This is a genomic window from Klebsiella sp. RC2 (genome assembly GCF_014192815.1).
Taxonomy (GTDB): domain Bacteria; phylum Pseudomonadota; class Gammaproteobacteria; order Enterobacterales; family Enterobacteriaceae; genus Klebsiella; species Klebsiella variicola.
This window is the reverse complement of the sequence record NZ_JACHYL010000012.1, coordinates 31,894-57,027: the sequence shown is the minus strand read 5'-3', so window position 1 is coordinate 57,027 and position 25,134 is coordinate 31,894. Positions and strand designations below refer to the sequence as shown.

Sequence of the window (25,134 nt, the reverse complement as noted above, 5' to 3'; positions counted from 1 at the left end):
GGGGAATGATGAAAGGTATTATTCTGGCGGGCGGTTCCGGAACGCGACTGCATCCCATCACCCGCGGCGTATCGAAGCAGTTGTTGCCGATCTACGACAAGCCGATGATCTACTACCCGCTGTCGGTATTAATGCTGGCCGGGATACGTGAGATCCTGATCATCACCACGCCGGACGACCTACGTGATTTCCAGCGCCTGCTCGGCGATGGCTCAGAGTTTGGCATTGCGCTGCACTATGCCGTACAGCCGACGCCGGATGGTTTAGCCCAGGCGTTTATCATCGGCGAAGCCTTTCTTAACGGCGAACCGGCATGTCTGGTGCTAGGCGACAATATTTTCTTCGGCCAGAGCTTTAGCCCGAAGCTGCGCAGCGTGGCTGCCCGCACGGAAGGGGCGACGATTTTTGGCTATCAGGTGATGGATCCTGAGCGCTTTGGCGTGGTGGAGTTTGATGACAACTTCCGCGCGCTGTCGCTGGAAGAGAAGCCGAAGCAGCCGAAGTCGAACTGGGCGGTCACCGGTCTCTATTTCTACGATGGCAAGGTGACGGAGTATGCCAAACGGGTCAAGCCGTCCGAGCGCGGCGAGCTGGAAATCACCTCCATCAACCAGATGTACCTTGAGGATGGCGCATTGACCGTCGAGCTCCTCGGGCGCGGTTTTGCCTGGCTGGACACCGGCACGCACGATAGCCTGATCGAGGCCAGCATGTTCGTGCAGACCGTCGAGAAGCGCCAGGGCTTTAAAATCGCCTGTCTGGAAGAGATCGGCTGGCGTAACGGCTGGCTGGACGATGATGGCGTCAAACGCGCCGCGAAGCGGCTGGAAAAAACCGGCTACGGCCAATACCTGCTGGATCTGCTCCGTGCCCGTCCGCGCCAGTATTGATCCCCTGGAGTGGGAGAACCGCTTCTTTGCTGTTAACAGCGCCATCGTTCACTTTGATGAACGTGCGCCGCGGCTGACGCCTGAGGCGCTGGCGGGGTGGTCGCGGGTGCAGGCGAAGGTGGCCGCCAGCGACACCGTCCGGCTGGACGCGCTACAGCAGCTGGGTTTTCAGCTGGTGGAAGGCGAAGTCGATCTGGCGCTACCGGTGGGCAACCCTGCTGATGCGGGCGCCGACGTTGCCGTGGAAGCGGATATTGCGCCGCTGCGCGAGCTGGCGGCGCAGGCCTTTGCCATGAGCCGCTTTCGCGCGCCCTGGTACGCTGCCGATGCCAGCGGCCGCTTCTATGCCCAGTGGATTGAAAATGCGGTGCGTGGCACCTTCGATCATCAATGTCTGATTTACCGCCATCCTGAGGGGGATATCCGCGCCTTTGTCTCCCTGCGGCAGATCACAGCGACCGAAGCGCGTATCGGCCTGCTGGCCGGGCGCGGCGCCGGGGCGCAACTGATGCAGGCGGCGCAGTACTGGGCTGCCTCGCGCGGACTTTCTACACTGCGGGTGGCGACCCAGATGGGCAACACCGCCGCGCTTAAACGTTATATTCTCAGCGGTGCTAACGTGGAAAGCACCGCCTACTGGCTATACAGGTGACCCCATGATCCCATTTAACGCGCCGCCGGTGGTTGGAACCGAGCTTGATTACATGCAGTCTGCGATGAACAGCGGCAAGCTGTGCGGCGACGGCGGTTTTACGCGCCGCTGCCAGCAGTGGATGGAGCAGCGATTTGGCACGGCAAAAGCGCTGCTGACGCCTTCCTGCACGGCTTCGCTGGAGATGGCCGCGCTGCTGCTGGATATCCAGCCGGGCGACGAAGTGATTATGCCCAGCTATACCTTTGTCTCTACCGCCAACGCCTTTGTGCTGCGTGGGGCGAAAATCGTCTTCGTTGATATCCGCCGCGATACGATGAATATCGATGAAACGCTTATCGAAGCCGCCATCACCGATAAAACCCGGGCGATTGTCCCGGTGCACTATGCCGGCGTAGCCTGCGAGATGGACACCATCATGGCCATTGCCGACAAATACAACCTGTTTGTGGTGGAAGACGCCGCGCAGGGGGTGATGTCTACCTACAAGGGGCGCGCGCTGGGCACCATCGGCCATATCGGCTGCTTCAGCTTCCATGAAACCAAAAACTACACCGCCGGCGGTGAGGGCGGGGCGACGCTTATCAACGATCGCACACTGGTGGAACGCGCGGAGATCATTCGTGAAAAAGGTACCAACCGCAGCCAGTTCTTTCGCGGTCTGGTGGATAAATATACCTGGCGCGATATTGGCTCCAGCTATCTGATGTCCGACCTGCAGGCCGCCTATCTGTGGGCGCAGCTGGAAGCGGCGGAGCGGATCAACCAGCAGCGCCTGGCGCTGTGGCAGAACTATCACGATGCGCTGCTGCCGCTGGCGCGTGCGGGGCGTATCGAACTGCCGACGGTTCCGGCCGACTGTGGGCAAAATGCGCACATGTTCTACATTAAGCTGCGTGATATCGAGGATCGCAGCAGGCTGATCGCCTGGCTGAAAGAGGCGGAGATCCTCGCGGTATTCCATTATATTCCGTTGCACAGCTGCCCGGCCGGAGAACACTTCGGCGAGTTCCACGGTGAAGACCGCTACACCACCCAGGAGAGCGAGCGCCTGGTGCGCCTGCCGCTGTTTTACAATCTCTCTCTGGTGAACCAGCGGACGGTGATTAACTCGCTGCTGAGCTATTTCTCCTGATATGTCGTTAGCAAAAGCCTCACTGTGGACGGCGGTATCGACGCTGGTCAAAATCGGCGCCGGTCTGCTGGTCGTCAAGCTGCTGGCCGTCTCGTTTGGGCCGGCGGGCGTTGGCCAGGCCGGTAACTTCCGGCAGCTGGTCACCGTGCTCGGCGTGCTGGCGGGTGCCGGGATATTTAATGGCGTCACGAAGCTGGTGGCTCAGCATCACGACGATCCCCCACGTCTGAAACAGGTGGTGGGTACCTCGTCGGCTATGGTGCTTGGCTTTTCCACGCTGCTGGCGCTGGTGTTTTTACTGGCGGCGGCGCCGATAAGCCAGGGGCTGTTCGGCCATACGCACTATCAGGGGCTGGTACGCCTGGTGGCGCTGGTGCAGATGGGGATCGCCTGGGCGAACTTCCTGCTGGCGCTGATGAAAGGCTTTCGCGATGCGGCGGGTAACGCCTTCTCGCTGATTGCCGGGAGCCTGATTGGCGTCGCGGCCTATTATGCCTGTTACTACTTCGGGGGTTACCAGGGGGCGCTGTTGGGGCTGGCGTTAGTGCCGGCGCTGGTGGTGATCCCGGCGGGCATCATGCTCTGGCGGCGGGGTAATATACCGCTGAGCGCCCTGCGCCCGCGCTGGGATAACGGTCTGGCGGGACAGCTATCGAAATTTACCCTGATGGCGCTCATAACCTCGGTGACGCTGCCGGTGGCCTATGTGATGATGCGTAATCTGCTGGCGGCGCATTACGGCTGGGAGGCGGTCGGGATTTGGCAGGGGGTGAGCAGCATTTCCGATGCTTACCTGCAGTTTATTACCGCCTCGTTTAGCGTCTATCTGCTGCCGACGCTGTCGCGGCTGAGCGCCAAAACGGATATCACCCGCGAGATTGCCAAATCGCTGAAATTCGTTCTGCCGGCGGTGGCGGCGGCAAGCCTGACGGTCTGGCTACTGCGCGATTTTGCCATCTGGCTGCTGTTTTCCGATCGCTTTACCGCGATGCGTGACCTGTTCGCCTGGCAGCTGGTGGGCGACGTCTTAAAAGTCGGCGCCTATGTCTACGGCTATCTGGTGATCGCCAAAGCGTCGCTACGTTTTTATATTCTGACGGAAATCAGCCAGTTCACGCTGCTGACCGCATTCTCACACTGGCTTATTCCGGCGCACGGCGCAATTGGCGCGGCGCAAGCGTATATGGCCACGTATATTGTTTATTTCGCCCTCTGTAGTGGCGTGTTTTTACTCTGGCGTAAACGGGCATGACAGCACTGATACATGTACTGGGATCGGATATCCCGCACCATAACCAGACCGTACTGCGGTTCTTTAACGACGAACTGGCCGCCGACCCGCAGGCCCGGAGATTTTTGGTCGTCGGTGATGAGGCCAGCGTGCGTGATGGATATCCGGCACTGGACATCACCTGCTATCCAGGAAAGAAAGCGCTGGCGCAGGCAGTGATTGCCACCGCGAAAGCCAACCGCCAGCAGCGCTTTTTCTTCCACGGCCAGTTTAATACCGGGCTGTGGCTGGCGCTGTTGAGCGGCGGCATCCGCCCGTCACAGTTTAACTGGCATATCTGGGGGGCAGATCTGTATGAAAACTCTGCCAGCCTGAAGTTTCGCCTGTTCTATCCGCTACGCCGCATGGCGCAGGGGCGAGTAGGGCGCGTTTTCGCCACCCGCGGCGATCTCAGCTGGTTCGCTAACCGCCATCCGCGTGTGCCGGGTGAGCTGCTCTACTTCCCGACCCGTATGGATCCGGCGCTGAATACCCTGGCCGATAACGCCCCGCGCAGTGATACCCTGACTATTCTGGTCGGCAACTCCGGGGATCGCAGCAATGAACATATTGCCGCGCTGAAGGCTATCCATCAGCAGTTTGGCGATACGGTGAATGTCATCGTGCCGATGGGTTATCCGGCGAATAACGACGCCTATATCAACGAGGTGCGCGAGGCGGGGGCGGCGCTGTTTAGCCATGCGCATCTGCAGATCCTCAGCGAGAAGCTTGAATTTAATGATTATCTGGCGCTGCTGCGCCGCTGCGATCTGGGCTATTTTCTGTTTGCCCGCCAGCAGGGGATCGGCACCCTGTGTCTGCTGATTCAGGCGGGCATCCCCTGCGTGCTCAATCGGGAAAACCCGTTCTGGCAGGATATGACCGAGCAGCATGTGCCGGTGCTGTTCACCAGCGACGCGCTGGACGTCAGCGTGGTGCGTGAAGCGCAGCGTCAGCTGGCGAGCGTGGATAAATCTACTATCGCCTTCTTCCGGCCGAACTATCTGACGGGCTGGCAGCGGGCGCTACGGTTAGCGGCGGAGGGGCAGGCATGACGTTAATGCAATTTAGCGGGCTGCTGGTGGTCTGGCTGCTGTCGACCCTGTTTATCGCCACCGCCACCTGGTTTGAGTTCCGCCGGGTACGCTTCAACTTCAACGTCTTTTTCTCGTTGTTGTTTCTGCTGACCTTTTTCTTCGGCTTCCCGCTGACCAGTATTCTGGTGTTCCGCTTTGACGTCAGCGTAGCGCCGCCGGAGATTTTGCTGCAGACGCTGCTGATCGCGGTATGCTTCTACGCGATCTACTACGTGACCTATAAAACGCGCTTGCGCCCGGCCTCGCGCGAGGTTGCGCATCGCCCGCTGTTTACCATGAACCGGGTGGAAACCCATCTGGCGTGGGGCATACTGATGGGGCTGGCGCTGCTGTGCGTCGGCATCTTCTTCGCTCACAACGGCTTTCTGCTGTTTAAGCTCAACTCCTACAGCCAGATTTTTTCTGCTGAAGTGTCCGGCGTGGCGTTGAAGCGCTTCTTTTACTTCTTTATTCCGGCGATGCTGGTGGTTTATTTTCTGCGCCAGGATTATAAGGCGTGGATCTTCTTCCTCGTCAGCACCGTGGCCTTTGGTTTGCTGACCTACGCCATTGTCGGCGGGACCCGCGCCAATATCATCATCGCCTTCGCCATCTTTCTGTTCATCGGTATTATTCGCGGCTGGATCAGCTTGTGGATGCTGGCGGCGGCGGGCGTGCTGGGTATTGTCGGCATGTTCTGGCTGGCGCTGAAGCGCTACGGGATGAACGTCAGCGGCGATGAAGCGTTTTATACCTTCCTGTATCTCACGCGCGACACCTTCTCACCGTGGGAAAACCTGGCGCTGCTGCTGCAGAACTACGACAAGATCGATTTCCAGGGGCTGGCGCCGATGATCCGCGATTTCTACGTCTTCATCCCCAGCTGGATGTGGCACGGTCGTCCGACGATGGTGCTCAATACCGCCAACTACTTCACCTGGGAGGTGTTAAACAACCATTCGGGGCTGGCGATTTCGCCGACGCTGATTGGCTCGCTGGTGGTGATGGGCGGCGTCTGGTTTGTGCCGCTGGGCGCAGTGGCGGTAGGGTTGATTATTAAATGGTTCGACTGGCTGTATGAGCTGGGCAACCGGGAGAGCAATCGTTACAAAGCGGCTATCCTGCACAGTTTCTGTTTCGGCGCTATCTTCAACATGATAGTGCTGGCGCGCGAGGGTCTGGATTCGTTCGGCTCCCGCGTGGTGTTTTTCCTCGTGATCTTTGGTATCTGCTTGCTGGCGGCGAAATTGCTGTACTGGTTCCTGGATAGCGTGGGACTGATTCATAAGCGCGTAAAACCGCTTTCGCAACCGCAAGTCTGAGAAGGATAGACATGACTGGGACCATTTCCGCGCCGTTGTATCTGTTAAGAGGGCTGCAGCTCATAGGCTGGCGCGATATGCAGCACGCTCTGGATTATTTGTATGCCGACGGCGCGCTCCGGGAGGGGACGCTGGTGGCCATTAATGCTGAGAAAATGCTGGCCGTAGAAGATAACCCGGAGGTACGGGCGCTGATTGAGGCGGCGGAGTTTAAATATGCGGATGGCATCAGCGTGGTGCGTTCGCTGCGCAAAAAATACCCGCAGGCCCAGGTATCCCGCGTCGCCGGGGCCGATCTCTGGGAAGCGTTAATGCAGCGCGCTGGCGCTGAAGGGACACCGGTGTTTTTGGTTGGTGGTAAACATGAGGTCCTGACGCAAACGGAGTCCAGGCTGCGTCAGCGCTGGCAAGTGAACATCGTCGGCAGCCAGGACGGTTATTTTACCCCTGAGCAGCGCCAGGCATTGTTCGAACGCATTCGCGACAGCGGGGCGAAAATCGTCACCGTCGCGATGGGGTCGCCGCGCCAGGAGATCTTCATGCGCGACTGCCGGCGCCTGTATCCGCACGCGCTGTATATGGGCGTCGGCGGCACTTACGATGTCTTCACTGGGCACGTCCATCGGGCGCCGAAGTTCTGGCAGGATCTGGGGCTGGAGTGGTTCTATCGCCTGCTTTTGCAGCCGAGCCGCATCAAGAGACAGTTCCGTCTGCTGCGCTATTTACGTTGGCATTATACCGGCAAGCTCTGATATTCCACTGCAACCAGGCGAGTTTGCATACATATTCTGTGTAATCTCTTCACTCGCCTGATACTTTATTTGCCATTTCCGTAAAATTAATTAACCATTCGCAGGCTTCATACGCGCGGGGGAGACCTGCGCGTCGGCAAGGCTATGGTTTCAGTTAATAACAATAACCGGGAGTACCCGGAATACGGCAAACACAAGAGGATATATGACTGAGAAAAAAGCGGAGCTCCAGCGTGGACTGGAGGCCCGGCATATTGAACTGATCGCCCTTGGCGGGACGATTGGCGTGGGGTTGTTTATGGGGGCGGCCAGTACGTTGAAATGGGCCGGGCCTTCCGTGCTGCTGGCGTACATTATCGCTGGCCTGTTCGTCTTTTTCATTATGCGCTCAATGGGCGAAATGCTGTTCCTTGAGCCTGTCACTGGCTCCTTCGCGGTGTATGCGCATCGCTATATGAGCCCCTTCTTCGGCTACCTGACCGCGTGGTCCTACTGGTTTATGTGGATGGCGGTGGGGATCTCGGAGATTACCGCCATCGGGGTCTATGTGCAGTTCTGGTTCCCGGAGATGGCGCAGTGGATCCCGGCGTTAATTGCCGTGGGGCTGGTGGCGCTGGCGAACCTGGCGGCGGTCCGGCTGTACGGTGAAATCGAGTTCTGGTTCGCCATGATTAAAGTGACCACCATTATCGTGATGATCGTCGTCGGGCTGGGCGTCATTTTCTTCGGCTTTGGCAACGGCGGCCACTCCATTGGTTTTGGTAATCTCACCGAACATGGCGGTTTCTTCGCCGGCGGCTGGAAGGGCTTCCTGACGGCGCTGTGTATCGTGGTCGCGTCCTATCAGGGGGTGGAGCTCATCGGCATTACCGCAGGTGAAGCGAAAAATCCGCAGGTGACCCTGCGCAGCGCGGTGGGCAAAGTGCTGTGGCGGATCCTGATTTTCTACGTGGGCGCGATTTTCGTTATCGTCACCATCTTCCCGTGGGATCAAATCGGCTCCAACGGCAGCCCGTTCGTACTGACGTTTGCCAAAATCGGGATTACCGCGGCGGCGGGAATTATCAACTTCGTGGTGCTGACGGCGGCGCTTTCCGGCTGCAACAGCGGAATGTACAGCTGTGGACGTATGCTGTACGCCCTGGCGAAGAACCGCCAACTGCCGGCGGCGATCGGTAAGGTATCGCGCAACGGCGTTCCGGCCGTCGGCGTGGCGCTGTCGATTCTGATCCTGCTGGTGGGCTCCTGCCTGAATTACATCATTCCTAATCCGCAGCGGGTGTTTGTCTATGTCTACAGCGCCAGCGTGTTGCCAGGGATGGTGCCATGGTTTGTGATCCTGATTAGCCAGCTGCGTTTCCGTCGCGTGCATCGGGCGGCAATCGCCAGCCATCCGTTCCGTTCGCTGCTGTTTCCGTGGGCCAACTATTTCACCATGGCCTTCCTGATCTGTGTGCTGGTAGGGATGGGTCTGAATGATGAAACCCGGATGTCGCTGTTTGTCGGCATTATTTTCCTGGCCGCCGTCACCCTGATTTATAAGGTGTTTGGCCTCGGAAGACAGGGGCAAGTCAATAATACGGCTGAATAACCGTCAAAACGAACAAAGCATGAGCAAACGATAATTTTCTTTTAAAAGGCACTAGACAGCGGGGTAGGAAGTCCGTATTATCCGACCCCGCAACGGCGCTAAGCGCCCGTAGCTCAGCTGGATAGAGCGCTGCCCTCCGGAGGCAGAGGTCTCAGGTTCGAATCCTGTCGGGCGCACCATTAACCCGGTGCTGGAGCTGCGGTGGTTTTAATACCGCGTAAAAGGTTTGCAGTGGTGGCTATAGCTCAGTTGGTAGAGCCCTGGATTGTGATTCCAGTTGTCGTGGGTTCGAATCCCATTAGCCACCCCATTATTTGATAGAGTTGTGAATTTGCGAAGGTGGCGGAATTGGTAGACGCGCTAGCTTCAGGTGTTAGTGTTCTTACGGACGTGGGGGTTCAAGTCCCCCCCCTCGCACCACGACTTTAACGAATTGAACTAAAAATTCAAAAAGCAGTATTTCGGCGAGTAGCGCAGCTTGGTAGCGCAACTGGTTTGGGACCAGTGGGTCGGAGGTTCGAATCCTCTCTCGCCGACCAATTTTGAACCCCGCTTCGGCGGGGTTTTTTGTTTTCTGTCGCTGCCCGCCATTATTTATTCCCCTGATCTTGCTGATAAAAAAACGCCTCTCTGCTTGAGAATACGCGTCAGGAAAACTCTCAATTCATCACTGTGGTAGATGCAATTTCCCCGGATCCTGTGCGATAATAACCGGGTAGATGCTCATTCCATCTCTTATGTTCGCCTTCGTGCCTCATAAACTCCGGAATGATGCAGAGCCGTTCTTACGGTGCTTATCGTCCACTGACAGATGTCGCATTTATGCCTCATCAAACACCATGGACATTACGTTGAGTGAAGCACCCAATTTGTTGTCAAACAGACCTGTTTTAACGCCTGCCCTGATTTCAGCGCAGGCGTTTTTTTCTTTTAGGGATCCGTCAACGCGAAGGCGGGGGAGAAGGGCTATCGCCCCGCAGGAGGCGATAGCCATGGCAGGTTACGGCTGAGGATTATTCTGCAGCGTCAGCAGCAGCCCATCGCGGCGCATAGCGGCGGCTTCTTCCGGCTGATGCAGGCGATCCAGGGCATCCGCCAGCCAGGCGTAATCAAAGGCATCCGGACGCTGCTTAAGCGCGGCGCGGAAGGCGATGCTGGCCTCCTGCCATTCGCCGTGCCGCATCAGCGACTGGCCCAGGGTACTCCACAGCAGCGGACGGTCGCCAACGGCTTTGATCTGCTGGCGCAGCACTTTCTCCAGCTGTTCCGGGTTATTGGTCTTCAGACGCGGGATCGGCATCACCAGACGGTCATCATACTGTTTCTTCAGACCATCAATGATAATTTGCTGCGCGGTATCGTGATCGTCGCTCTCGATGAGGCGCTCGGCCATTGCCACCTGCAGCGGCACCAGCGCCCGCGTTTTACGGCTCTGGTTGCGCCACCATTCGCGCAACCCTTCGCTGCCGCCGTCGGCCAGCGCTTTATCCATCAGGCCAACCCAGGCCAGCTGTTCCAGCGCAGCGCGGTGCTCTTCATCGCCGACGTTAGCTTTCGCCATCGATGGAATGATGTCCAGCAGCGACTGCCAGGCGCCGGTGCGGGTGTATGCCTGTTCGGCGAGGCGCAGCACTTCAGGATGACGCGGAGTAATTTCCAGCAGCTTATCGATGCCATGGCGCGCGGCGTGATTTTCATTACGTGCCAGCTGCAGGCGAACGCGGGTGATTTCCACCGGGATCAGGTCATCGCCCGCCAGCTCGGTGGCGCGCTCCAGATGCTGGTTGGCCCGCGCTTCATCGCCGCGCTGCTGGGCCGCTTCAGCCGCCAGCAGATAGTTCACCACCGGCTGTTCGGCGTGATCGGCATTTTTCGCCATCAGCTTCTCAACCTGCTGGTAATCACCTTCCGCCAGCTTGAGTAGCGCCTGCTCGGTTTGCTTACGCGCGCGACGGCGTTTACGGCCGACAAACCAGCCGCGCGTATGTGCCCCGGTGCGGAAAATGCGGCGCAGCAGCCATTCGATGGCGAACAGCACCACCATGGCGAGGATCAGAATGATCACCAGCCCGGTGACGCTGGTCTCGATATTGTAATTATCGGTCTGGATCAGGACGTAGCCCTGATGCCCGGCGATCATCGGGCCAAGCACGATCCCGGCGATCAACAGCGCGAAGAGTAGAAGAATTTTCAGCATACGTTACTCTCCTTGCGGCGCAGCAGGGGCGGCCGGTGCAGCAGGGGCTGGTGAGGGCGCGCCGCCCGCGGTAACGGCAGGCTGCGCCATCAGGTTGCGCACCCGGGTCTGCATCAGTTTTTCCAGCAACGCCTGGCTCTGCAGCGTTTCCGGCACCGTCATGGTAATGCTTTGCTGACTGAGCTTATCCACCTCGTCGAGGAAGGCTTTGGTGGTGGCGTCATCAGTATCGTAATAGGCGCGTACCCAGGTCGAGACGTTATCCAGCGACTGTTTCCAGGTCTCTTCCTGATGGCGCGGCACTGCCTGCGCGGCGACCAGCAGGCGAGAGCGAATATTTTCCCGCAGATAGATATCCTGATTCGGCGCCAGCAGCGGGACCGCGGTTTCATCGCGGCGGCGCACGGTGATAAAGCTGTCCATAAAGTTCTGCCAGCTTTTCTGCAGATTGACGCGCCATTCGCTGATAGAGCTGGAAAGCTCGTCGCTATCAGAGTCCATCGGCGAATCGTCATCGTTATTATCGGCCAGCCGCAGGTTGTCGATTTGGTTCGCCAGCTGATTCACCTTGAGGATCATGCCGTCGTAGTCCACCTGGCTTACCGCGGAGAGGGTGGCGATGTCGTCGGTGATCGCCCGGCGGGCGCCGATCAGGCTGGGGTCATTCATGTCGGCGAGGCTGGCGTCGGCGCTTTTTAGCAGCGCGGCGGCGGTGGTGACATCCTGATCGCTCCACAGCTTACGTCCCGCCAGCTTGACGAGGAAATCGGCCTGGGCCAGCAGCCAGGTTTTGGCATCGCTGCCCGAAATCACGGCGACTTTCTGCTGCAACTCATCAAGCTGTTTGGTCAGGGTTTCCTGCTCGTGTTTGGCCTGACTCAGCTGGTCGGCCTGCTGTTTGATAATGCCTTCCAGTTCGCTCTTTTGGCTCTCCTGCGCTTTTTGCAGTGCCGCAAGCTGGCCTGATAATTCAGAGGTGGTTGCGTTTTGCCGCGTGGCCTGCTGTTTGTTCAGGCCATACAGGCCGATGCCAGCGGCTATCGCAATGGCGATAGCGATCGCGCTGAGCGCCAGGCTGGTTTTGTTACCCGCCTTCTTCTTATCGTTGTTCTCTGGCTGTGGTGTGGTTTCCACGGCCTCCCTGGTCTCTTCAACCACGGCGGATTGATTTTGTTGTTCCGTCATTATGGCTTCCAATGTTGAGAGTTATTGTAATGCGCGTAGCAGCGCATCGTTGTCAGCGTTATCGGCAACCTGAATCTCCTGCCAGCCCAGTTCCCGGGCCTGAAGGGCCAGACGTTCGCTGACAACGACAACGCGGCAGTGCAGGAGCCATTGTTCGCGATACCATTGCGGTATTAACGACCACAGCTGCTGCAGCATCTCACCGCTGGTGACCACCAGCGTGGTGACCCCGCGAGACTGCCAGCGCATCGCTTCTTCTGCGCCATCGTAATGTTTTGCACTACGTTGATAACATTCACAAAATGTGACCCTGGCGCCGCGTTCAGCCAGCGTGGCGCCTAAGAGTTCCCGCCCACCATTGCCGCGTAGGATCAGCGCATTTTTCCCGGCAATGTTTTGTAATTCAGGTAATTGTAGCAAGACTTCGCTAATTTCCCGATCTAACGGGTAACGGATGTGCTGCCCGCTGACCGTATGCAGGGCCAGCGCCGTCGTTCGACCAATGGCAAAATAGTGCGGAGAAGTGGGCCAGGGCAGGCCTTGCTGCTGCAGACGGGCATGGGCGAATTCCACCGCATGCTGGGATAGCGCAAACAGCAGGTCGTCGGACCCCAGATGGGCAAGATGGTCGCCCAGCACGGGAAGCTCCCGGCCAGGCGTAAATTCTATCAGCGGAAAGCTCCAGGCCACGCGTCCCATGGCCCGCAGACGGCTGACCAGCGCTTCCCCTTGCGGGAGTGGACGAGTGACCAGGATGCTCATCGTGGGGCTTCTCCATCATAAACTGCCGCGAGAATGTCGCGGGCGCCGTTATCCAGGAGCTCTTCCGCCAGCGAGATGCCGAGCGCTTCGGCCTGCTCTGCTGGCCCGCGCCGTTCGCCGCGTACCATCTGCGAACCATCCGGGGCGCCAACCAGCGCCCGCAGCCACAGTTCGCCGTTGACGAGTTCCGCATAGCTGCCAATTGGCACCTGACAACCGCCTTCGAGGCGGGTGTTCATCGCCCGTTCGGCGCGCACGCGTACTGCGGTTTCCGCATGGTTGAGGGGCGCTAACAGCGCCTGGGTCCATGCATCGTCAAGACGGCATTCGATACCCACCGCGCCCTGGCCGACGGCCGGCAGGGATTGCTCCGGCGACAGCGGCTGGCGAATACGCGCTTCCAGTTTCAGGCGCTTCAACCCGGCGGCGGCAAGGATAATGGCGTCATACTCACCGTTATCCAGTTTACTCAGCCGGGTACCGACGTTACCGCGCAGAGAGCGGATCACCAGGTCTGGACGGGTGGCGGCCAGCTGGCACTGACGGCGTAAACTTGACGTGCCAACGACGCTGCCGGCCGGCAGTTCGTCAATTGAGGCATAGTGATTGGAAACAAACGCGTCGCGCGGATCGTCGCGCTCGCAGATGGTGACCAACCCCAGGCCCTCCGGGAATTCCACCGGGACATCTTTCATCGAATGGACGGCGATATCGGCCCGCCCTTCGAGCATGGCGAGCTCTAACTCTTTCACAAATAAGCCCTTGCCGCCCACCTTTGCCAGGGGCGTATCAAGGATGACATCACCGCGCGTAACCATCGGCACCAGCTCGACGTTCAGTCCTGGATGCGCTTGTTCCAGGCGCGCTTTAACATACTGCGCCTGCCATAGCGCAAGCGGGCTTTGCCGTGTGGCAATTTTCAAAACTTTGTCTAACATGCTTGTTACCGTCATTGTCGACCACTATCCATCCTAACATTGTTGTCTTACGGATGTTAGTTTTCACGGTTTATGTGGGAGATGGCCCCGGCCTTCTCTTTTTTAACCTTTCATGCGCGTGGCGGTTGCCGGAGGCGTAGTGAGGAATTTACAGGTAATAAACGGTGCTACACTTGTATGTAGCGCATCTTTCTTTACGGTCAATGAGCAAGGTGTTAAATTGATCACGTTTTAAACCATTTGTCCGTCCGCTGCTCATCACAACCACACCGACGACGAATGGTGACGGTTTTTGTTGAAATACTGAAATCCTCCGTACTATTGTACTTCGGGTTTTTGAACATCAGGCGATATGTCTTGTACCTCTATATTGAGACACTGAAACAGAGACTGGATGCCATCAACCAATTGCGCGTGGATCGCGCCCTTGCTGCCATGGGACCCGCTTTCCAGCAGGTTTACAGTCTACTGCCAACGTTACTACATTATCATCACCCGCTGATGCCGGGTTACCTTGACGGTAACGTTCCCCGTGGCATTTGCCTCTACACGCCTGATGAAACCCAACGCCACTATCTTGAAGAACTAGAGCTGCATCGCGGCATGCAGACCCAGGAGCCGCCGAAAGGCGAGCTGCCGATCACCGGCGTCTACTCGATGGGCAGTACTTCTTCCGTTGGTCAAAGCTGTTCTTCCGATCTGGATATCTGGGTATGTCACCAGGCCTGGCTGGATAGCGAAGAGCGCCAGCTGCTGCAGCGAAAATGCAGCCTGCTTGAGAGCTGGGCGGCCTCGCTCGGCGTGGAAGTCAGCTTCTTCCTGATCGACGAAAACCGCTTCCGTCATAATGAAAGCGGCAGTCTCGGCGGCGAAGACTGCGGTTCGACTCAGCATATCCTGTTGCTCGATGAGTTCTATCGCACCGCGGTGCGCCTCGCCGGCAAGCGTATTCTGTGGAATATGGTGCCGTGCGATGAAGAAGAGCATTACGATGATTACGTCATGGGGCTGTATGCCCAGGGCGTGCTGACGCCTAACGAATGGCTCGATCTCGGCGGCCTCAGTTCGCTGTCGGCGGAAGAGTACTTCGGCGCCAGCCTGTGGCAGCTGTATAAAAGTATCGACTCCCCCTATAAAGCGGTGCTGAAAACGCTGTTGCTGGAAGCCTACTCCTGGGAATACCCCAATAACCGCCTGTTAGCGAAAGATATCAAACAGCGTCTGCACGACGGCGAGATTGTCTCCTTCGGCCTCGACCCGTACTGCATGATGCTGGAGCGCGTGACCACCTATCTGCAGGCCATCGAAGATGAAACCCGCCTCGACCTGGTGCGCCGCTGCTTCTACCTGAAAGTTTGTGAAAAACTCAGCCGCGAACGCGCCTGCGTCGGCTGGCGTCGCGAAGTCGTCAGCCAGTTGGTGAATGCCTGGGGCTGGGACGAAAAGCGTCTGATGATGCTCGACAACCGCGCCAACTGGAAAATTGATGAAGTGCGCAAGGCGCACAACGAACTGCTCGACGCCATGATGCAGAGCTATCGTAATCTGATCCGCTTCGCGCGGCGCAATAACCTTAGCGTCTCCGCCAGCCCTCAGGATATTGGCGTGCTGACCCGTAAGCTGTATGCGGCCTTTGAAGCGCTGCCGGGGAAAGTGACGCTGGTGAACCCGCAAATTTCGCCGGATCTGTCGGAACCGAACCTGACCTTTATCCACGTGCCGCCGGGCCGTGCCAACCGTACCGGTTGGTATCTGTATAACCGCGCGCCGGATATGGAATCGATCATCAGCCATCAGCCGCTGGAATATAACCGTTATCTTAATAAGCTGGTGGCCTGGGCCTGGTTTAACGGCCTGCTGACCTCACGCACCCGCCTGTTTATTAAGGGCAACGGCATCGTCGATCTGGCGAAGCTGCAGGAGATGGTGGCCGACGTGTCGCACCACTTCCCGCTGCGCCTGCCGGCGCCGACGCCAAAAGCGCTGTACAGCCCGTGCGAAATCCGCCATCTGGCGATTATCGTCAACCTCGAATATGACCCGACCGCGGCCTTCCGCAATCAGGTGGTGCACTTCGACTTCCGTAAACTGGATGTTTTCAGCTTCGGCGAAGAGCAAAAATGCCTGATCGGCAGCGTCGACCTGCTGTATCGCAACTCGTGGAACGAAGTGCGTACGCTGCACTTTAACGGCGAGCAGGCGATGATCGAAGCGCTGAAGACGATCCTCGGCAAAATGCATCAGGACGCCGCGCCGCCGGACAGCGTGGAGGTGTTCTGCTATAGCCAGCACCTGCGCGGCCTGATCCGTACCCGCGTGCAGCAGATGATCTCCGAATGCATCGAACTGCGTCTCTCCAGTACCCGCCAGGATACCGGGCGCTTCAAAGCGCTGCGCGTCTCCGGCCAGACGTGGGGGCTGTTCTTCGAGCGTCTTAACGTTTCGGTGCAGAAGCTGGAAAACGCCATTGAGTTCTACGGCGCTATCTCGCACAACAAGCTTCACGGGTTGTCGGTGCAGGTGGAAACCAATCACGTTAAGCTGCCGGCGGTGGTGGATGGCTTCGCCAGCGAAGGGATTATTCAGTTCTTCTTTGAAGATGCGGATAACAACGACAGCGGCTTTAACATCTATATTCTTGATGAGAGCAACCGCGCCGAGGTCTATCATCACTGCGAGGGCAGTAAAGAGGAACTGGTGCGCGACGTCAGCCGCTTCTATTCGTCATCGCACGATCGTTTCACCTACGGCTCCAGCTTTATCAACTTCAACCTGCCGCAGTTCTATCAGATTGTCGAGGTAGACGGGCGCACCCAGGTGATCCCCTTCCGCACCCAGGCGATTGCCGCCGCGATACCCACCAGCCAGGACGTTACCGCTTCGCCGGTGCTGCAGCAGCGCTACTCGTAGATTTGGCCCGGATAAGGCGTGAGCCGCTATCCGGAGATCTTCCCTGCTGGCGCTGCGCTTAGCAGGGCTACGGTTCTAAGTCGTCGGGTAGCCCGGATAAGGCGCGATGCGCCGCCATCCGGGAAACACGTTATTAACGGAATTTCACCGTCTCACCGGCCTGCTGGCTCGCCGCCTGCTCCAGCAAATCCCAGAAGGTCTCGCCGCTGCGATCGCAGATCCACTCGTCGCCTTTGAGATCAAAATGGTAGCCGCCCTGTTTGGTGGCCAGCCACACCTGGTGCAGCGGCTCCTGACGGTTAATAATGATTTTGCTGCCGTTTTCAAAGCTGATGGTCAGCACGCCGCCGTTGATTTCACAGTCGATGTCGCTATCGCCGTCCCAGTCGTCCAGGCGCTCTTCGATGGTCATCCACAGGCTATCCGCCAGGCGATGGAATTCACTGTCGTTCATGGTTCTATCCTGCTTTTTTGAAGATGGCGGCAGTATAGCGCGAAACAAAAGCGCGCGCAGTCGGATGCTAAAGGCTTGCTTTTACGTCTTCTCCTGCGATGATAGAAAGCAGAAAGAATGAATCACGGGCAACTATCAATGAAAAACGTTTTTCCTACGCTTGCCGTTTTGTTTGCGATCTTCAGCCTGACCGGCTGCGGTCTGAAAGGGCCTCTCTATTTCCCGCCGGCGGACAAAACCGCGCCGCCGCCGACCAAACCGGTTAACCCGGGCATTCAGAGCTCAACGCCGGATCGTAACGATCGTGGCGATACCGGTGGTCCGAGCCAGGTCAATTACTAACGATAACGTTCTGTTCCGCGCAACTGGAGTAGATGATGCAGTTCTCTAAAATGCATGGCCTTGGCAACGATTTTATGGTCGTTGACGCGGTAACGCAGAATGTTTTTTTCTCGCCGGAGTTGATTCGCCGCCTGGCAGATCGCCATCTTGGCGTCGGGTTCGATCAGCTGTTGGTCGTCGAGCCGCCCTACGATCCCGATCTGGATTTTCATTACCGGATCTTTAACGCCGACGGCAGCGAAGTGTCGCAGTGCGGCAACGGCGCGCGCTGTTTTGCCCGCTTTGTCCGGCTGAAAGGCCTGACCAATAAACGTGATATTCGCGTGAGTACGGCCAACGGGCGTATGGTATTAAGCGTAACGGAAGACGATCTGGTGCGGGTGAATATGGGCGAGCCTAACTTTGAGCCGTCCCAGGTGCCGTTCCGCGCCAACAAAGCGGAAAAGACCTATATCATGCGTGCCGCCGAGCAGACAGTATTGTGCGGCGTGGTGTCCATGGGGAATCCGCACTGCGTCATCCAGGTGGATGACGTGGATACGGCGGCCGTAGAAACCCTCGGCCCGGTGATGGAAAGCCACGAGCGTTTTCCGGAGCGCGCCAATATCGGCTTTATGCAGGTGGTCGGCCGGTCCCACATCCGTCTGCGCGTCTACGAACGCGGCGCGGGGGAAACCCAGGCCTGCGGCAGTGGCGCCTGCGCCGCGGTGGCGGTGGGGATCCAGCAGGGGCTGCTCGCTGAAACGGTACGCGTGGAATTGCCCGGCGGTCGTCTTGATATCGCCTGGAAAGGCCCGGGCCAGCCGCTGTTTATGACCGGCCCGGCGGCCCATGTCTATGATGGATTTATTCATTTATGAAACCAATCGGGGAAGAACAGCAGGAGGTTACCAGCGCGTTGAACGATCGGGCGGTGGTGGACTATCTGTTGCAACATCCTGAATTTTTTATTCGTAATGCCGCCCAGGTTGAACATATCCGTGTCCCGCATCCGGTCCGCGGTTCGATTTCGCTGGTGGAGTGGCACATGATGCGGGCGCGTAACCATATTCATGTGCTGGAAGAGAATATGTCGCTGCTGATGGAGCAGGCGGTCGCTAATGAAAGCCTGTTCCAGCGCCTGCTGCAGCTGCAAACGCGGCTGGCGGCCGCGGAGAGCCTCGATGATATGCTCAACCGCCTTCATCGCTGGGCTCGCGAGCTGGGGTTAGCTGGCGCCACGGTGCGCCTGTTCCCTGACTGCTGGCGCCTCGGCGCGCCCTCGAAGTTTACCCATTTGGCGTTAAGCCGGCAGGCGTTTGAGCCGATCCGTATTCAACGTCTGGGCCAGGCGCGCCACTATCTTGGGCCGCTGAACGGTCCGGAGCTGCTGGTGGTGCTACCGGAAGCGAAGGCCATTGGATCCGTGGCGATGTCGATGCTGGGCGGCGATAACGCTCCGGGCGTGATGCTCTTTAGCAGCCGCGATGCGCAGCATTATCAGTCAGGGCAGGGGACGCAGTTGCTGCAGGAAATTGCGCAGATGCTCCCTGGCCTGCTGGAGCGCTGGATTGAACGCGCATGACCGACTCTCCGCTTTCCGCCTGCGTCGACCGCTTCCTGCGCTATCTCGGCGTTGAGCGTCAGCTTAGCCCGATTACGCTGACTAACTACCAGCGTCAGCTGGACGCGTTGATCGCCCTGGCGGATGAGGCTGGGCTGAAAAGCTGGCAGCAGTGCGATGCCGCTCAGGTGCGTAGCTTTGCGGTACGCAGCCGCCGTGCGGGTTTAGGCCCGGCGAGCCTGGCGCTGCGGCTTTCCGCGCTACGCAGCTTCTTTGACTGGATGGTCAGTCAGGGCGAACTGGCCGCTAACCCGGCGAAGGGGATTGCGGCGCCGAAAATTCCCCGCCACTTGCCGAAAAATATCGATGTCGATGATGTAAATCGGCTGCTGGATATCGACCTCAACGATCCGCTCGCGGTGCGCGACCGGGCGATGCTGGAAGTGATGTACGGTGCAGGTCTGCGTCTGTCTGAGCTGGTCAACCTTGATATTAAGCACCTCGACCTCGAAAGCGGTGAGGTTTGGGTGATGGGCAAAGGCAGCAAAGAACGCCGTTTGCCGATCGGTCGTAACGCGGTGGCGTGGATTGAGCACTGGCTGGATTTGCGCGGCCTGTTCGGTACTGACGACGACGCGCTGTTTTTGTCGAAGCTGGGTAAACGCATTTCGGCGCGCAACGTGCAGAAGCGATTTGCCGAGTGGGGGATTAAGCAGGGGCTGAACAGCCATGTGCACCCGCACAAGCTGCGCCACTCCTTTGCTACCCATATGCTGGAGTCCAGCGGCGATCTGCGCGGCGTGCAGGAGCTGTTGGGCCATGCTAACCTCTCCACCACTCAAATCTATACCCATCTTGACTTTCAACACCTTGCCTCGGTGTACGATGCCGCGCATCCGCGCGCTAAACGGGGGAAATAATGCGTTTTTACCGACCTCTGGGCCAGATTTCCGCACTGACGTTTGACCTGGACGACACCCTATATGATAACCGCCCGGTGATTGACCGGACGATGCACGAATCGCTGGCCTTTGTGCGCAATTACCATCCGTCGCTCAGCCAGTTCGATGCCCATGAGCTTAACCAACTGCGTCAGACGCTGCTGGCATCTGAGCCGGAGATCTACCACGACGTGACCGTCTGGCGCCATCGTGCGCTGGAGCTCGGCATGCGTAACGCTGGGCTCTCCGCCGAAGCGGCAAAAGCCGGCGCCGATGCGGCGATGGAAAACTTCGCTCACTGGCGCAGCCGGGTCGATGTTCCGCAGGAGACCCACGATACGCTGGCGAAGCTGGCGGAGAAGTGGCCGCTGGTGGCCATTACCAATGGCAACGCCCGCCCCGAGCTGTTCGGCCTGAACGACTATTTCCGCTTCGTGCTGCGCGCGGGTCCGGATGGTCGTTCCAAGCCGTTTGCCGATATGTATCACCTGGCGGCGGCGCGTCTGAATTTACCGCTCGGGCACATTCTGCACGTCGGCGATGATCTGACGACCGACGTCGCCGGTTCGCTACGCTGCGGGATGCAGGCCTGCTGGATTAAACCGCAAGGCGCGGACCTGATGCACACCGCGGACAGCCGCCTGCTGCCGCATATTGAAATTTCACGGTTGGCATCTCTGACCTCGCTGATATAATCACCAGTCACTCTGTATATATTAACAGGGGTTCATGGAACCCCTTCTCTTCCGGCGGTGCCAATGGACGTTTCTTACCTGCTCGACAGCCTTAATGACAAACAGCGTGAAGCCGTAGCGGCCTCGCGCACCAATATGCTGGTTCTGGCAGGGGCGGGCAGTGGTAAGACGCGCGTTCTGGTGCACCGTATCGCCTGGCTGCTGAGCGTGGAGAACTGCTCGCCGTACTCGATTATGGCGGTGACCTTTACCAACAAAGCGGCGGCGGAGATGCGCCACCGTATCGGCCAGCTGATGGGCACTACCCAGGGCGGCATGTGGGTAGGCACCTTCCACGGCCTCGCGCACCGCCTGCTGCGTGCGCATCATCTGGACGCCAACCTGCCGCAGGATTTCCAAATCCTCGACAGCGAAGACCAGCTCCGTCTGCTGAAGCGTCTGATTAAGGCGATGAACCTCGATGAGAAGCAATGGCCGCCGCGTCAGGCGATGTGGTACATCAACAGCCAGAAAGATGAAGGGCTGCGCCCGCATCACATTCAGAGCTACGGCAACCCGGTCGAGCAGACCTGGCAGAAGGTCTATCAGGCCTACCAGGAGGCCTGCGACCGCGCCGGGCTGGTGGATTTCGCCGAGCTGCTGCTGCGCGCGCACGAGCTGTGGCTGAACAAGCCGCATATCCTGCAGCACTATCGTGAGCGTTTCACCAATATCCTCGTCGATGAATTCCAGGACACCAACAACATCCAGTACGCCTGGATCCGCCTGCTGGCGGGTGATACCGGCAAAGTGATGATCGTTGGCGATGATGACCAGTCGATTTATGGCTGGCGCGGCGCGCAGGTCGAGAACATTCAGCGCTTCCTCAACGACTTCCCCGGCGCGGAAACTATTCGCCTGGAGCAGAACTATCGTTCAACCAGCAATATTCTTAGCGCTGCCAACGCCCTGATTGAAAACAACAACGGGCGCCTGGGCAAAAAGCTGTGGACCGACGGCGCCGACGGCGAGCCGATTTCGCTGTACTGCGCCTTCAACGATCTCGACGAAGCGCGCTTCGTGGTGAACCGCATTAAAACCTGGCAGGAGAACGGCGGCGCGCTGGAGCAATGCGCCATTCTCTATCGCAGTAACGCCCAGTCGCGCGTGCTGGAAGAGGCGCTCCTGCAGGCCAGCATGCCGTACCGTATCTACGGCGGTATGCGCTTCTTCGAACGTCAGGAAATCAAAGATGCGCTCTCTTACCTGCGCCTGATTGCCAACCGTAACGACGATGCCGCCTTTGAGCGGGTGGTCAATACCCCGACCCGCGGCATCGGCGATCGCACGCTCGACGTGGTGCGCCAGACGTCGCGCGATCGTCAGCTGACGCTGTGGCAGGCCTGCCGCGAGCTGCTGAAAGAGAAAGTGCTGGCTGGCCGTGCCGCCAGCGCTCTGCAGCGCTTTATGGAGTTGATTGACGCGCTGGCGCAGGAAACCGCCGATATGCCGCTACATGTTCAGACCGATCGGGTGATTAAAGACTCCGGGCTGCGCGCGATGTACGAGCAGGAGAAAGGCGAGAAGGGCCAGACCCGTATTGAAAACTTAGAGGAACTGGTGACGGCGACGCGCCAGTTCAGCTACAACGAAGAAGATGAAGACCTGATGCCGCTGCAGGCGTTCCTCTCCCACGCCGCGCTGGAAGCGGGCGAGGGGCAGGCGGACACCTGGCAGGACGCGGTTCAACTGATGACCCTGCACTCGGCGAAAGGGCTGGAATTCCCGCAGGTGTTTATCGTCGGCGTCGAAGAAGGGATGTTCCCGAGCCAGATGGCGCTTGATGAAGGCGGCCGCCTGGAAGAAGAGCGTCGCCTGGCCTACGTTGGCGTGACGCGCGCCATGCAGAAGCTGACGCTGACCTACGCCGAAACCCGCCGTCTGTACGGCAAAGAGGTTTATCACCGCCCGTCGCGCTTTATCGGAGAACTGCCGCAGGAGTGCGTAGAAGAAGTGCGTCTGCGGGCCACGGTGAGCCGTCCGGTAAACCACCAGCGACTGGGGGCGCCGATTGCCGAGAGCGATACCGGCTACAAGTTAGGTCAGCGGGTGCGTCATCCGAAGTTTGGCGAAGGCACTATCGTCAACCTCGAAGGCAGCGGCGAGCACAGCCGGCTGCAGGTGGCTTTTCAGGGCCAGGGAATCAAATGGCTGGTGGCGGCTTACGCGCGGCTTGAGACGGTGTAACTTTAAGAAAAATATCATTATTTTGTAATATTCTGCTACCTTTATACGTTAAGGCGCCTGATTTGCGCTTTCGCGTTCCGTTGCGTGTTGACGCCGATTTTGCGCTGGCGTAACATGCGCGCACGATTACGCTAAGAGGACATTCGCCTTGGACACACCCAGTAGATGCTGGCTCAACTTCCTGTCATTCAGGAACAACTCCTAAGGCTATCCTCTTATGCTGATAGCCTTAGCGGTTGTCAGCGACCTGCCCTATTCCCGTCGCGCTGAGTCAGGCTTAATGGTCTGAAACCCAATTTGTTTCTGTGTGCCCACCGAACTGTCCGATAATTTTTTTTCATTGGGAGTCCCGGTCATGCTGAGCGCATTTCAACTGGAAAACAATCGTTTAACGCGCCTGGAAGCCGATGAGATCAAGCACCTCGCCAGCTCGGTGTGGGTCGATCTGGTCGAGCCTGACGACGATGAGCGAAGCCGCGTGCAGACGGAACTGGGTCAGAACCTGGCGACGCGCCCGGAACTGGAAGATATCGAAGCCTCCGCGCGTTTCTTTGAAGATGAAGACGGGTTACACATCCACTCGTTCTTCTTTTTTGAAGATGCGGAAGATCACGCCGGCAACTCTACCGTGGCGTTTACCATCCGCGAAGGCCGCCTGTTCACGCTGCGCGAGCGCGAACTGCCCGCTTTCCGCCTGTACCGTATGCGCGTGCGCAACCAGACGCTGGTCGACGGTAACGCCTACGAACTGCTGCTCGACCTGTTCGAAACCAAAATCGAGCAGCTGGCGGATGAAATTGAAAATATCTACAGCGACCTGGAAAAGCTGAGCCGCGTGATTATGGAAGGCCATCAGGGCGACGAGTACGATGAAGCGCTGTCGACGCTGGCGGAACTGGAAGATATCGGCTGGAAGGTCCGCCTCTGTCTGATGGATACCCAGCGCGCGCTGAACTTCCTGGTGCGTAAGGCGCGCCTGCCGGCGGGCCAGCTGGAACAGGCGCGGGAGATCCTGCGCGATATCGAATCCCTGCTGCCGCACAACGAATCGCTGTTCCAGAAGGTGAACTTCCTGATGCAGGCGGCGATGGGCTTCATCAACATCGAGCAGAACCGCATCATCAAGATCTTCTCGGTGGTGTCGGTGGTATTCCTGCCGCCAACCCTGGTGGCGTCCAGCTACGGGATGAACTTTGAATTTATGCCGGAGCTGCACTGGAGCTTCGGCTACCCGGGGGCGATCGTCTTTATGATGCTGGCCGGCCTGGCGCCATATCTCTACTTCAAGCGTAAAAACTGGCTGTAAAAAAAGGGAGCGGCGGCTCCCTTTTTTACTGGCTGAGGCCGGCTTAGCCTATGCGCAGCCGGCGCTGGGTATACAGCGCATCGACGATAAATACCGCCAGCGCGACCCAGATAAAGCCGAAGGTCACCATTTTATCCTTGCCCGGCACTTCGCCGTAGAACGTCACCGCCAGCAGGAACATCAGCGTTGGGCCGATGTACTGGAAAAAGCCCAGCGTGGAGAGCCGCAGGCGCGTTGCCGCGCCAGTGAAGCACAGCAGGGGAATGGTCGTGACCACGCCCGCGGCCATCAGCAGCAGATTGAGCGACCAGGGGTTCTCCCCCATATGGCTGGTCGGGCTATCAGTGATGCCAAACAGCCAGATTGCCGCCACCGGCAGTAGCCACAGCGTTTCCACCAGCATGCCGGTCTGCGCGTCGACAGCGATTTTCTTCCGCACCAGGCCGTAAAAGGCAAAACTGAAGGCCAGCCCAAGGCCGATTATCGGCAGCGAACCAAAGGTCCACAGCTGGACCAACACGCCGCAAAAGGCGAGGATCACCGCCAGCCACTGCAGGCGACGGAAGCGTTCGCCGAGGAAAATCATCCCCAACAGAATATTTACCAGCGGGTTGATAAAGTAGCCGAGGCTGGCTTCCAGCATATGGTGGTTATTCACCGCCCAGATGAACAACAGCCAGTTACCGCCGACCAGCACTGCCGAGAGCGCCAGCAGGAAGATCTTGCGCGGCGTCTTCAGCAGCTTTTTCACCTGCGGCCACTGGCGGCTGACGCTGATGAGCGCCACCATGAAGAAGAAGGACCAGATCACGCGATGGGTCAGAATTTCATCGGCGGGAACATAGTAGATAAGTTTGAAGTACGCTGGCGCGATACCCCAGATAAAGTAGGCGGCGAGGGCCAGAATGATCCCCAACCGCGTCTGTTTCGCATCCATCGGTAAAATC

General features: G+C 58.4%; 23 protein-coding genes and 4 tRNA genes. 21 read left to right on the top strand and 6 right to left on the bottom strand.

Translation table 11 applies throughout. The features are described 5' to 3' along the window. Positions 1–8 precede the first annotated feature (8 nt). The 12 genes from rfbA to FHW76_RS25460 all read left to right on the top strand — a co-directional run bounded on the left by rfbA (position 9) and on the right by FHW76_RS25460 (position 9,227). Entirely contained in the window at positions 9–890 is an 882-nt protein-coding gene (gene rfbA / locus FHW76_RS25515; protein ID WP_002883307.1) for a glucose-1-phosphate thymidylyltransferase RfbA, read from the top strand. Continuing rightward, positions 868–1,542, top strand: a complete 675-nt coding sequence (rffC, locus tag FHW76_RS25510; protein WP_032732160.1) for a dTDP-4-amino-4,6-dideoxy-D-galactose acyltransferase — start codon at positions 868–870, stop codon at positions 1,540–1,542. Before rfbA ends, rffC begins: the two co-directional genes overlap by 23 nt. 4 nt (positions 1,543–1,546) lie before the next feature. Beyond that, the gene (rffA, locus tag FHW76_RS25505; RefSeq protein ID WP_012543244.1) at positions 1,547–2,677 is read left to right on the top strand and encodes a dTDP-4-amino-4,6-dideoxygalactose transaminase; all 1,131 of its coding nucleotides are present in this window, start codon (positions 1,547–1,549) and stop codon (positions 2,675–2,677) included. 1 nt (position 2,678) lies between these two features. Next, complete coding sequence (gene wzxE, locus FHW76_RS25500; RefSeq protein ID WP_183477084.1) at positions 2,679–3,929, top strand: lipid III flippase WzxE; 1,251 nt, start codon at positions 2,679–2,681, stop codon at positions 3,927–3,929. Next, complete coding sequence (locus tag FHW76_RS25495) at positions 3,926–5,002, top strand: TDP-N-acetylfucosamine:lipid II N-acetylfucosaminyltransferase (protein ID WP_032734012.1); 1,077 nt, start codon at positions 3,926–3,928, stop codon at positions 5,000–5,002. Before wzxE ends, FHW76_RS25495 begins: the two co-directional genes overlap by 4 nt. Beyond that, positions 4,999–6,345, top strand: coding sequence for an ECA oligosaccharide polymerase (wzyE, locus tag FHW76_RS25490; RefSeq protein WP_004886822.1), 1,347 nt, complete (start codon positions 4,999–5,001; stop codon positions 6,343–6,345). The genes FHW76_RS25495 and wzyE overlap by 4 nt, the downstream gene beginning before the upstream one ends. A gap of 11 nt (positions 6,346–6,356) precedes the next feature. After that, positions 6,357–7,097 carry a lipopolysaccharide N-acetylmannosaminouronosyltransferase gene (wecG, locus tag FHW76_RS25485; RefSeq protein ID WP_008807959.1) on the top strand — a complete coding sequence of 247 codons (741 nt, stop codon included), beginning with the start codon at positions 6,357–6,359 and terminating at the stop codon, positions 7,095–7,097. A gap of 205 nt (positions 7,098–7,302) precedes the next feature. Further along, on the top strand, positions 7,303–8,688 hold the full coding sequence (gene thrP / locus FHW76_RS25480; protein WP_012969196.1) for a bifunctional threonine/serine APC transporter ThrP: 1,386 nt from the start codon (positions 7,303–7,305) through the stop codon (positions 8,686–8,688). Between the two features lie 102 nt (positions 8,689–8,790). Next, positions 8,791–8,867, top strand: a tRNA-Arg gene (locus tag FHW76_RS25475). Positions 8,868–8,922: 55 nt separating this feature from the next. Next, a tRNA-His gene (locus FHW76_RS25470) sits at positions 8,923–8,998 on the top strand. A 23-nt stretch (positions 8,999–9,021) separates the two neighbouring features. Continuing rightward, positions 9,022–9,108 (top strand) — tRNA-Leu (locus FHW76_RS25465). A 42-nt stretch (positions 9,109–9,150) separates the two neighbouring features. After that, positions 9,151–9,227, top strand: a tRNA-Pro gene (locus tag FHW76_RS25460). Between the two features lie 461 nt (positions 9,228–9,688). Here the strand turns inward: FHW76_RS25460 and hemY are convergent. Genes hemY through hemC form a run of 4 tightly spaced genes read right to left on the bottom strand, consistent with a single transcriptional unit; the run spans position 9,689 to position 13,770 of the window. Continuing rightward, positions 9,689–10,885 (bottom strand): protoheme IX biogenesis protein HemY, encoded by a 1,197-nt coding sequence (hemY, locus tag FHW76_RS25455; RefSeq protein ID WP_008807956.1) that lies wholly within the window; start codon positions 10,883–10,885, stop codon positions 9,689–9,691. 3 nt (positions 10,886–10,888) lie between these two features. Continuing rightward, positions 10,889–12,070: a uroporphyrinogen-III C-methyltransferase gene (hemX, locus tag FHW76_RS25450; protein WP_008807955.1), complete on the bottom strand. Its 1,182-nt coding sequence runs from the start codon at positions 12,068–12,070 to the stop codon at positions 10,889–10,891. Between the two features lie 21 nt (positions 12,071–12,091). Further along, a complete protein-coding gene (hemD, locus tag FHW76_RS25445) occupies positions 12,092–12,832 on the bottom strand; it encodes a uroporphyrinogen-III synthase (RefSeq protein WP_012969195.1) in 741 nt (246 codons plus the stop codon). Beyond that, positions 12,829–13,770, bottom strand: coding sequence for a hydroxymethylbilane synthase (gene hemC, locus FHW76_RS25440; RefSeq protein ID WP_008807953.1), 942 nt, complete (start codon positions 13,768–13,770; stop codon positions 12,829–12,831). Before hemC ends, hemD begins: the two co-directional genes overlap by 4 nt. Before the next feature lie 357 nt (positions 13,771–14,127). Here hemC and cyaA point away from each other — a divergent pair, with 357 nt between their 5' ends. Beyond that, positions 14,128–16,680, top strand: a complete 2,553-nt coding sequence (cyaA, locus tag FHW76_RS25435) for a class I adenylate cyclase (RefSeq protein ID WP_002883383.1) — start codon at positions 14,128–14,130, stop codon at positions 16,678–16,680. Positions 16,681–16,813: 133 nt separating this feature from the next. Here cyaA and cyaY read toward each other — a convergent pair whose 3' ends face one another. Beyond that, a complete protein-coding gene (gene cyaY / locus FHW76_RS25430) occupies positions 16,814–17,134 on the bottom strand; it encodes an iron donor protein CyaY (RefSeq protein WP_002883389.1) in 321 nt (106 codons plus the stop codon). 138 nt (positions 17,135–17,272) lie between these two features. On the opposite strand from cyaY, the gene lptM reads away from it, so the two are divergent. The 8 genes from lptM (at position 17,273) to corA (ending at position 24,187) form a co-directional block, all read left to right on the top strand. Then, the gene (gene lptM / locus FHW76_RS25425) at positions 17,273–17,476 is read left to right on the top strand and encodes an LPS translocon maturation chaperone LptM (RefSeq protein WP_004886794.1); all 204 of its coding nucleotides are present in this window, start codon (positions 17,273–17,275) and stop codon (positions 17,474–17,476) included. Positions 17,477–17,511: 35 nt separating this feature from the next. Next, positions 17,512–18,336 carry a diaminopimelate epimerase gene (gene dapF / locus FHW76_RS25420; RefSeq protein WP_002883394.1) on the top strand — a complete coding sequence of 275 codons (825 nt, stop codon included), beginning with the start codon at positions 17,512–17,514 and terminating at the stop codon, positions 18,334–18,336. Beyond that, positions 18,333–19,040 (top strand): DUF484 domain-containing protein, encoded by a 708-nt coding sequence (locus FHW76_RS25415; protein WP_008807952.1) that lies wholly within the window; start codon positions 18,333–18,335, stop codon positions 19,038–19,040. Before dapF ends, FHW76_RS25415 begins: the two co-directional genes overlap by 4 nt. Next, positions 19,037–19,939, top strand: coding sequence for a tyrosine recombinase XerC (gene xerC, locus FHW76_RS25410; RefSeq protein ID WP_023296872.1), 903 nt, complete (start codon positions 19,037–19,039; stop codon positions 19,937–19,939). Before FHW76_RS25415 ends, xerC begins: the two co-directional genes overlap by 4 nt. Beyond that, a complete protein-coding gene (gene yigB / locus FHW76_RS25405; RefSeq protein ID WP_032734014.1) occupies positions 19,939–20,655 on the top strand; it encodes a 5-amino-6-(5-phospho-D-ribitylamino)uracil phosphatase YigB in 717 nt (238 codons plus the stop codon). Before xerC ends, yigB begins: the two co-directional genes overlap by 1 nt. Before the next feature lie 63 nt (positions 20,656–20,718). Then, positions 20,719–22,881, top strand: coding sequence for a DNA helicase II (uvrD, locus tag FHW76_RS25400; protein ID WP_012543235.1), 2,163 nt, complete (start codon positions 20,719–20,721; stop codon positions 22,879–22,881). A gap of 148 nt (positions 22,882–23,029) precedes the next feature. Continuing rightward, entirely contained in the window at positions 23,030–23,086 is a 57-nt protein-coding gene (ysgD, locus tag FHW76_RS26730) for a YsgD/CorL family protein (protein ID WP_349815745.1), read from the top strand. 150 nt (positions 23,087–23,236) lie between these two features. Then, positions 23,237–24,187, top strand: a complete 951-nt coding sequence (gene corA, locus FHW76_RS25395) for a magnesium/cobalt transporter CorA (protein ID WP_012543234.1) — start codon at positions 23,237–23,239, stop codon at positions 24,185–24,187. 43 nt (positions 24,188–24,230) lie between these two features. On the opposite strand, the gene rarD is transcribed toward corA, so the two are convergent. Then, on the bottom strand, positions 24,231–25,124 hold the full coding sequence (gene rarD / locus FHW76_RS25390; protein ID WP_046878948.1) for an EamA family transporter RarD: 894 nt from the start codon (positions 25,122–25,124) through the stop codon (positions 24,231–24,233). Positions 25,125–25,134 lie beyond the last annotated feature (10 nt).

Bases quoted from the DNA above. Each gene is read 5' to 3' on its own strand.
- wecG (WP_008807959.1), top strand. From the start codon at position 6,357: ATGACTGGGACCATTTCCGCGCCGTTGTATCTGTTAAGAGGGCTGCAG.
- hemY (WP_008807956.1), bottom strand. From the start codon at position 10,885: ATGCTGAAAATTCTTCTACTCTTCGCGCTGTTGATCGCCGGGATCGTG.
- hemX (WP_008807955.1), bottom strand. From the start codon at position 12,070: ATGACGGAACAACAAAATCAATCCGCCGTGGTTGAAGAGACCAGGGAG.
- hemC (WP_008807953.1), bottom strand. From the start codon at position 13,770: ATGTTAGACAAAGTTTTGAAAATTGCCACACGGCAAAGCCCGCTTGCG.
- dapF (WP_002883394.1), top strand. From the start codon at position 17,512: ATGCAGTTCTCTAAAATGCATGGCCTTGGCAACGATTTTATGGTCGTT.
- wzxE (WP_183477084.1), top strand. From the start codon at position 2,679: ATGTCGTTAGCAAAAGCCTCACTGTGGACGGCGGTATCGACGCTGGTC.
- rfbA (WP_002883307.1), top strand. From the start codon at position 9: ATGAAAGGTATTATTCTGGCGGGCGGTTCCGGAACGCGACTGCATCCC.
- FHW76_RS25495 (WP_032734012.1), top strand. From the start codon at position 3,926: ATGACAGCACTGATACATGTACTGGGATCGGATATCCCGCACCATAAC.
- uvrD (WP_012543235.1), top strand. From the start codon at position 20,719: ATGGACGTTTCTTACCTGCTCGACAGCCTTAATGACAAACAGCGTGAA.
- hemD (WP_012969195.1), bottom strand. From the start codon at position 12,832: ATGAGCATCCTGGTCACTCGTCCACTCCCGCAAGGGGAAGCGCTGGTC.
- xerC (WP_023296872.1), top strand. From the start codon at position 19,037: ATGACCGACTCTCCGCTTTCCGCCTGCGTCGACCGCTTCCTGCGCTAT.
- rffA (WP_012543244.1), top strand. From the start codon at position 1,547: ATGATCCCATTTAACGCGCCGCCGGTGGTTGGAACCGAGCTTGATTAC.
- wzyE (WP_004886822.1), top strand. From the start codon at position 4,999: ATGACGTTAATGCAATTTAGCGGGCTGCTGGTGGTCTGGCTGCTGTCG.
- thrP (WP_012969196.1), top strand. From the start codon at position 7,303: ATGACTGAGAAAAAAGCGGAGCTCCAGCGTGGACTGGAGGCCCGGCAT.
- FHW76_RS25415 (WP_008807952.1), top strand. From the start codon at position 18,333: ATGAAACCAATCGGGGAAGAACAGCAGGAGGTTACCAGCGCGTTGAAC.
- rarD (WP_046878948.1), bottom strand. From the start codon at position 25,124: ATGGATGCGAAACAGACGCGGTTGGGGATCATTCTGGCCCTCGCCGCC.
- corA (WP_012543234.1), top strand. From the start codon at position 23,237: ATGCTGAGCGCATTTCAACTGGAAAACAATCGTTTAACGCGCCTGGAA.
- cyaY (WP_002883389.1), bottom strand. From the start codon at position 17,134: ATGAACGACAGTGAATTCCATCGCCTGGCGGATAGCCTGTGGATGACC.
- yigB (WP_032734014.1), top strand. From the start codon at position 19,939: ATGCGTTTTTACCGACCTCTGGGCCAGATTTCCGCACTGACGTTTGAC.
- lptM (WP_004886794.1), top strand. From the start codon at position 17,273: ATGAAAAACGTTTTTCCTACGCTTGCCGTTTTGTTTGCGATCTTCAGC.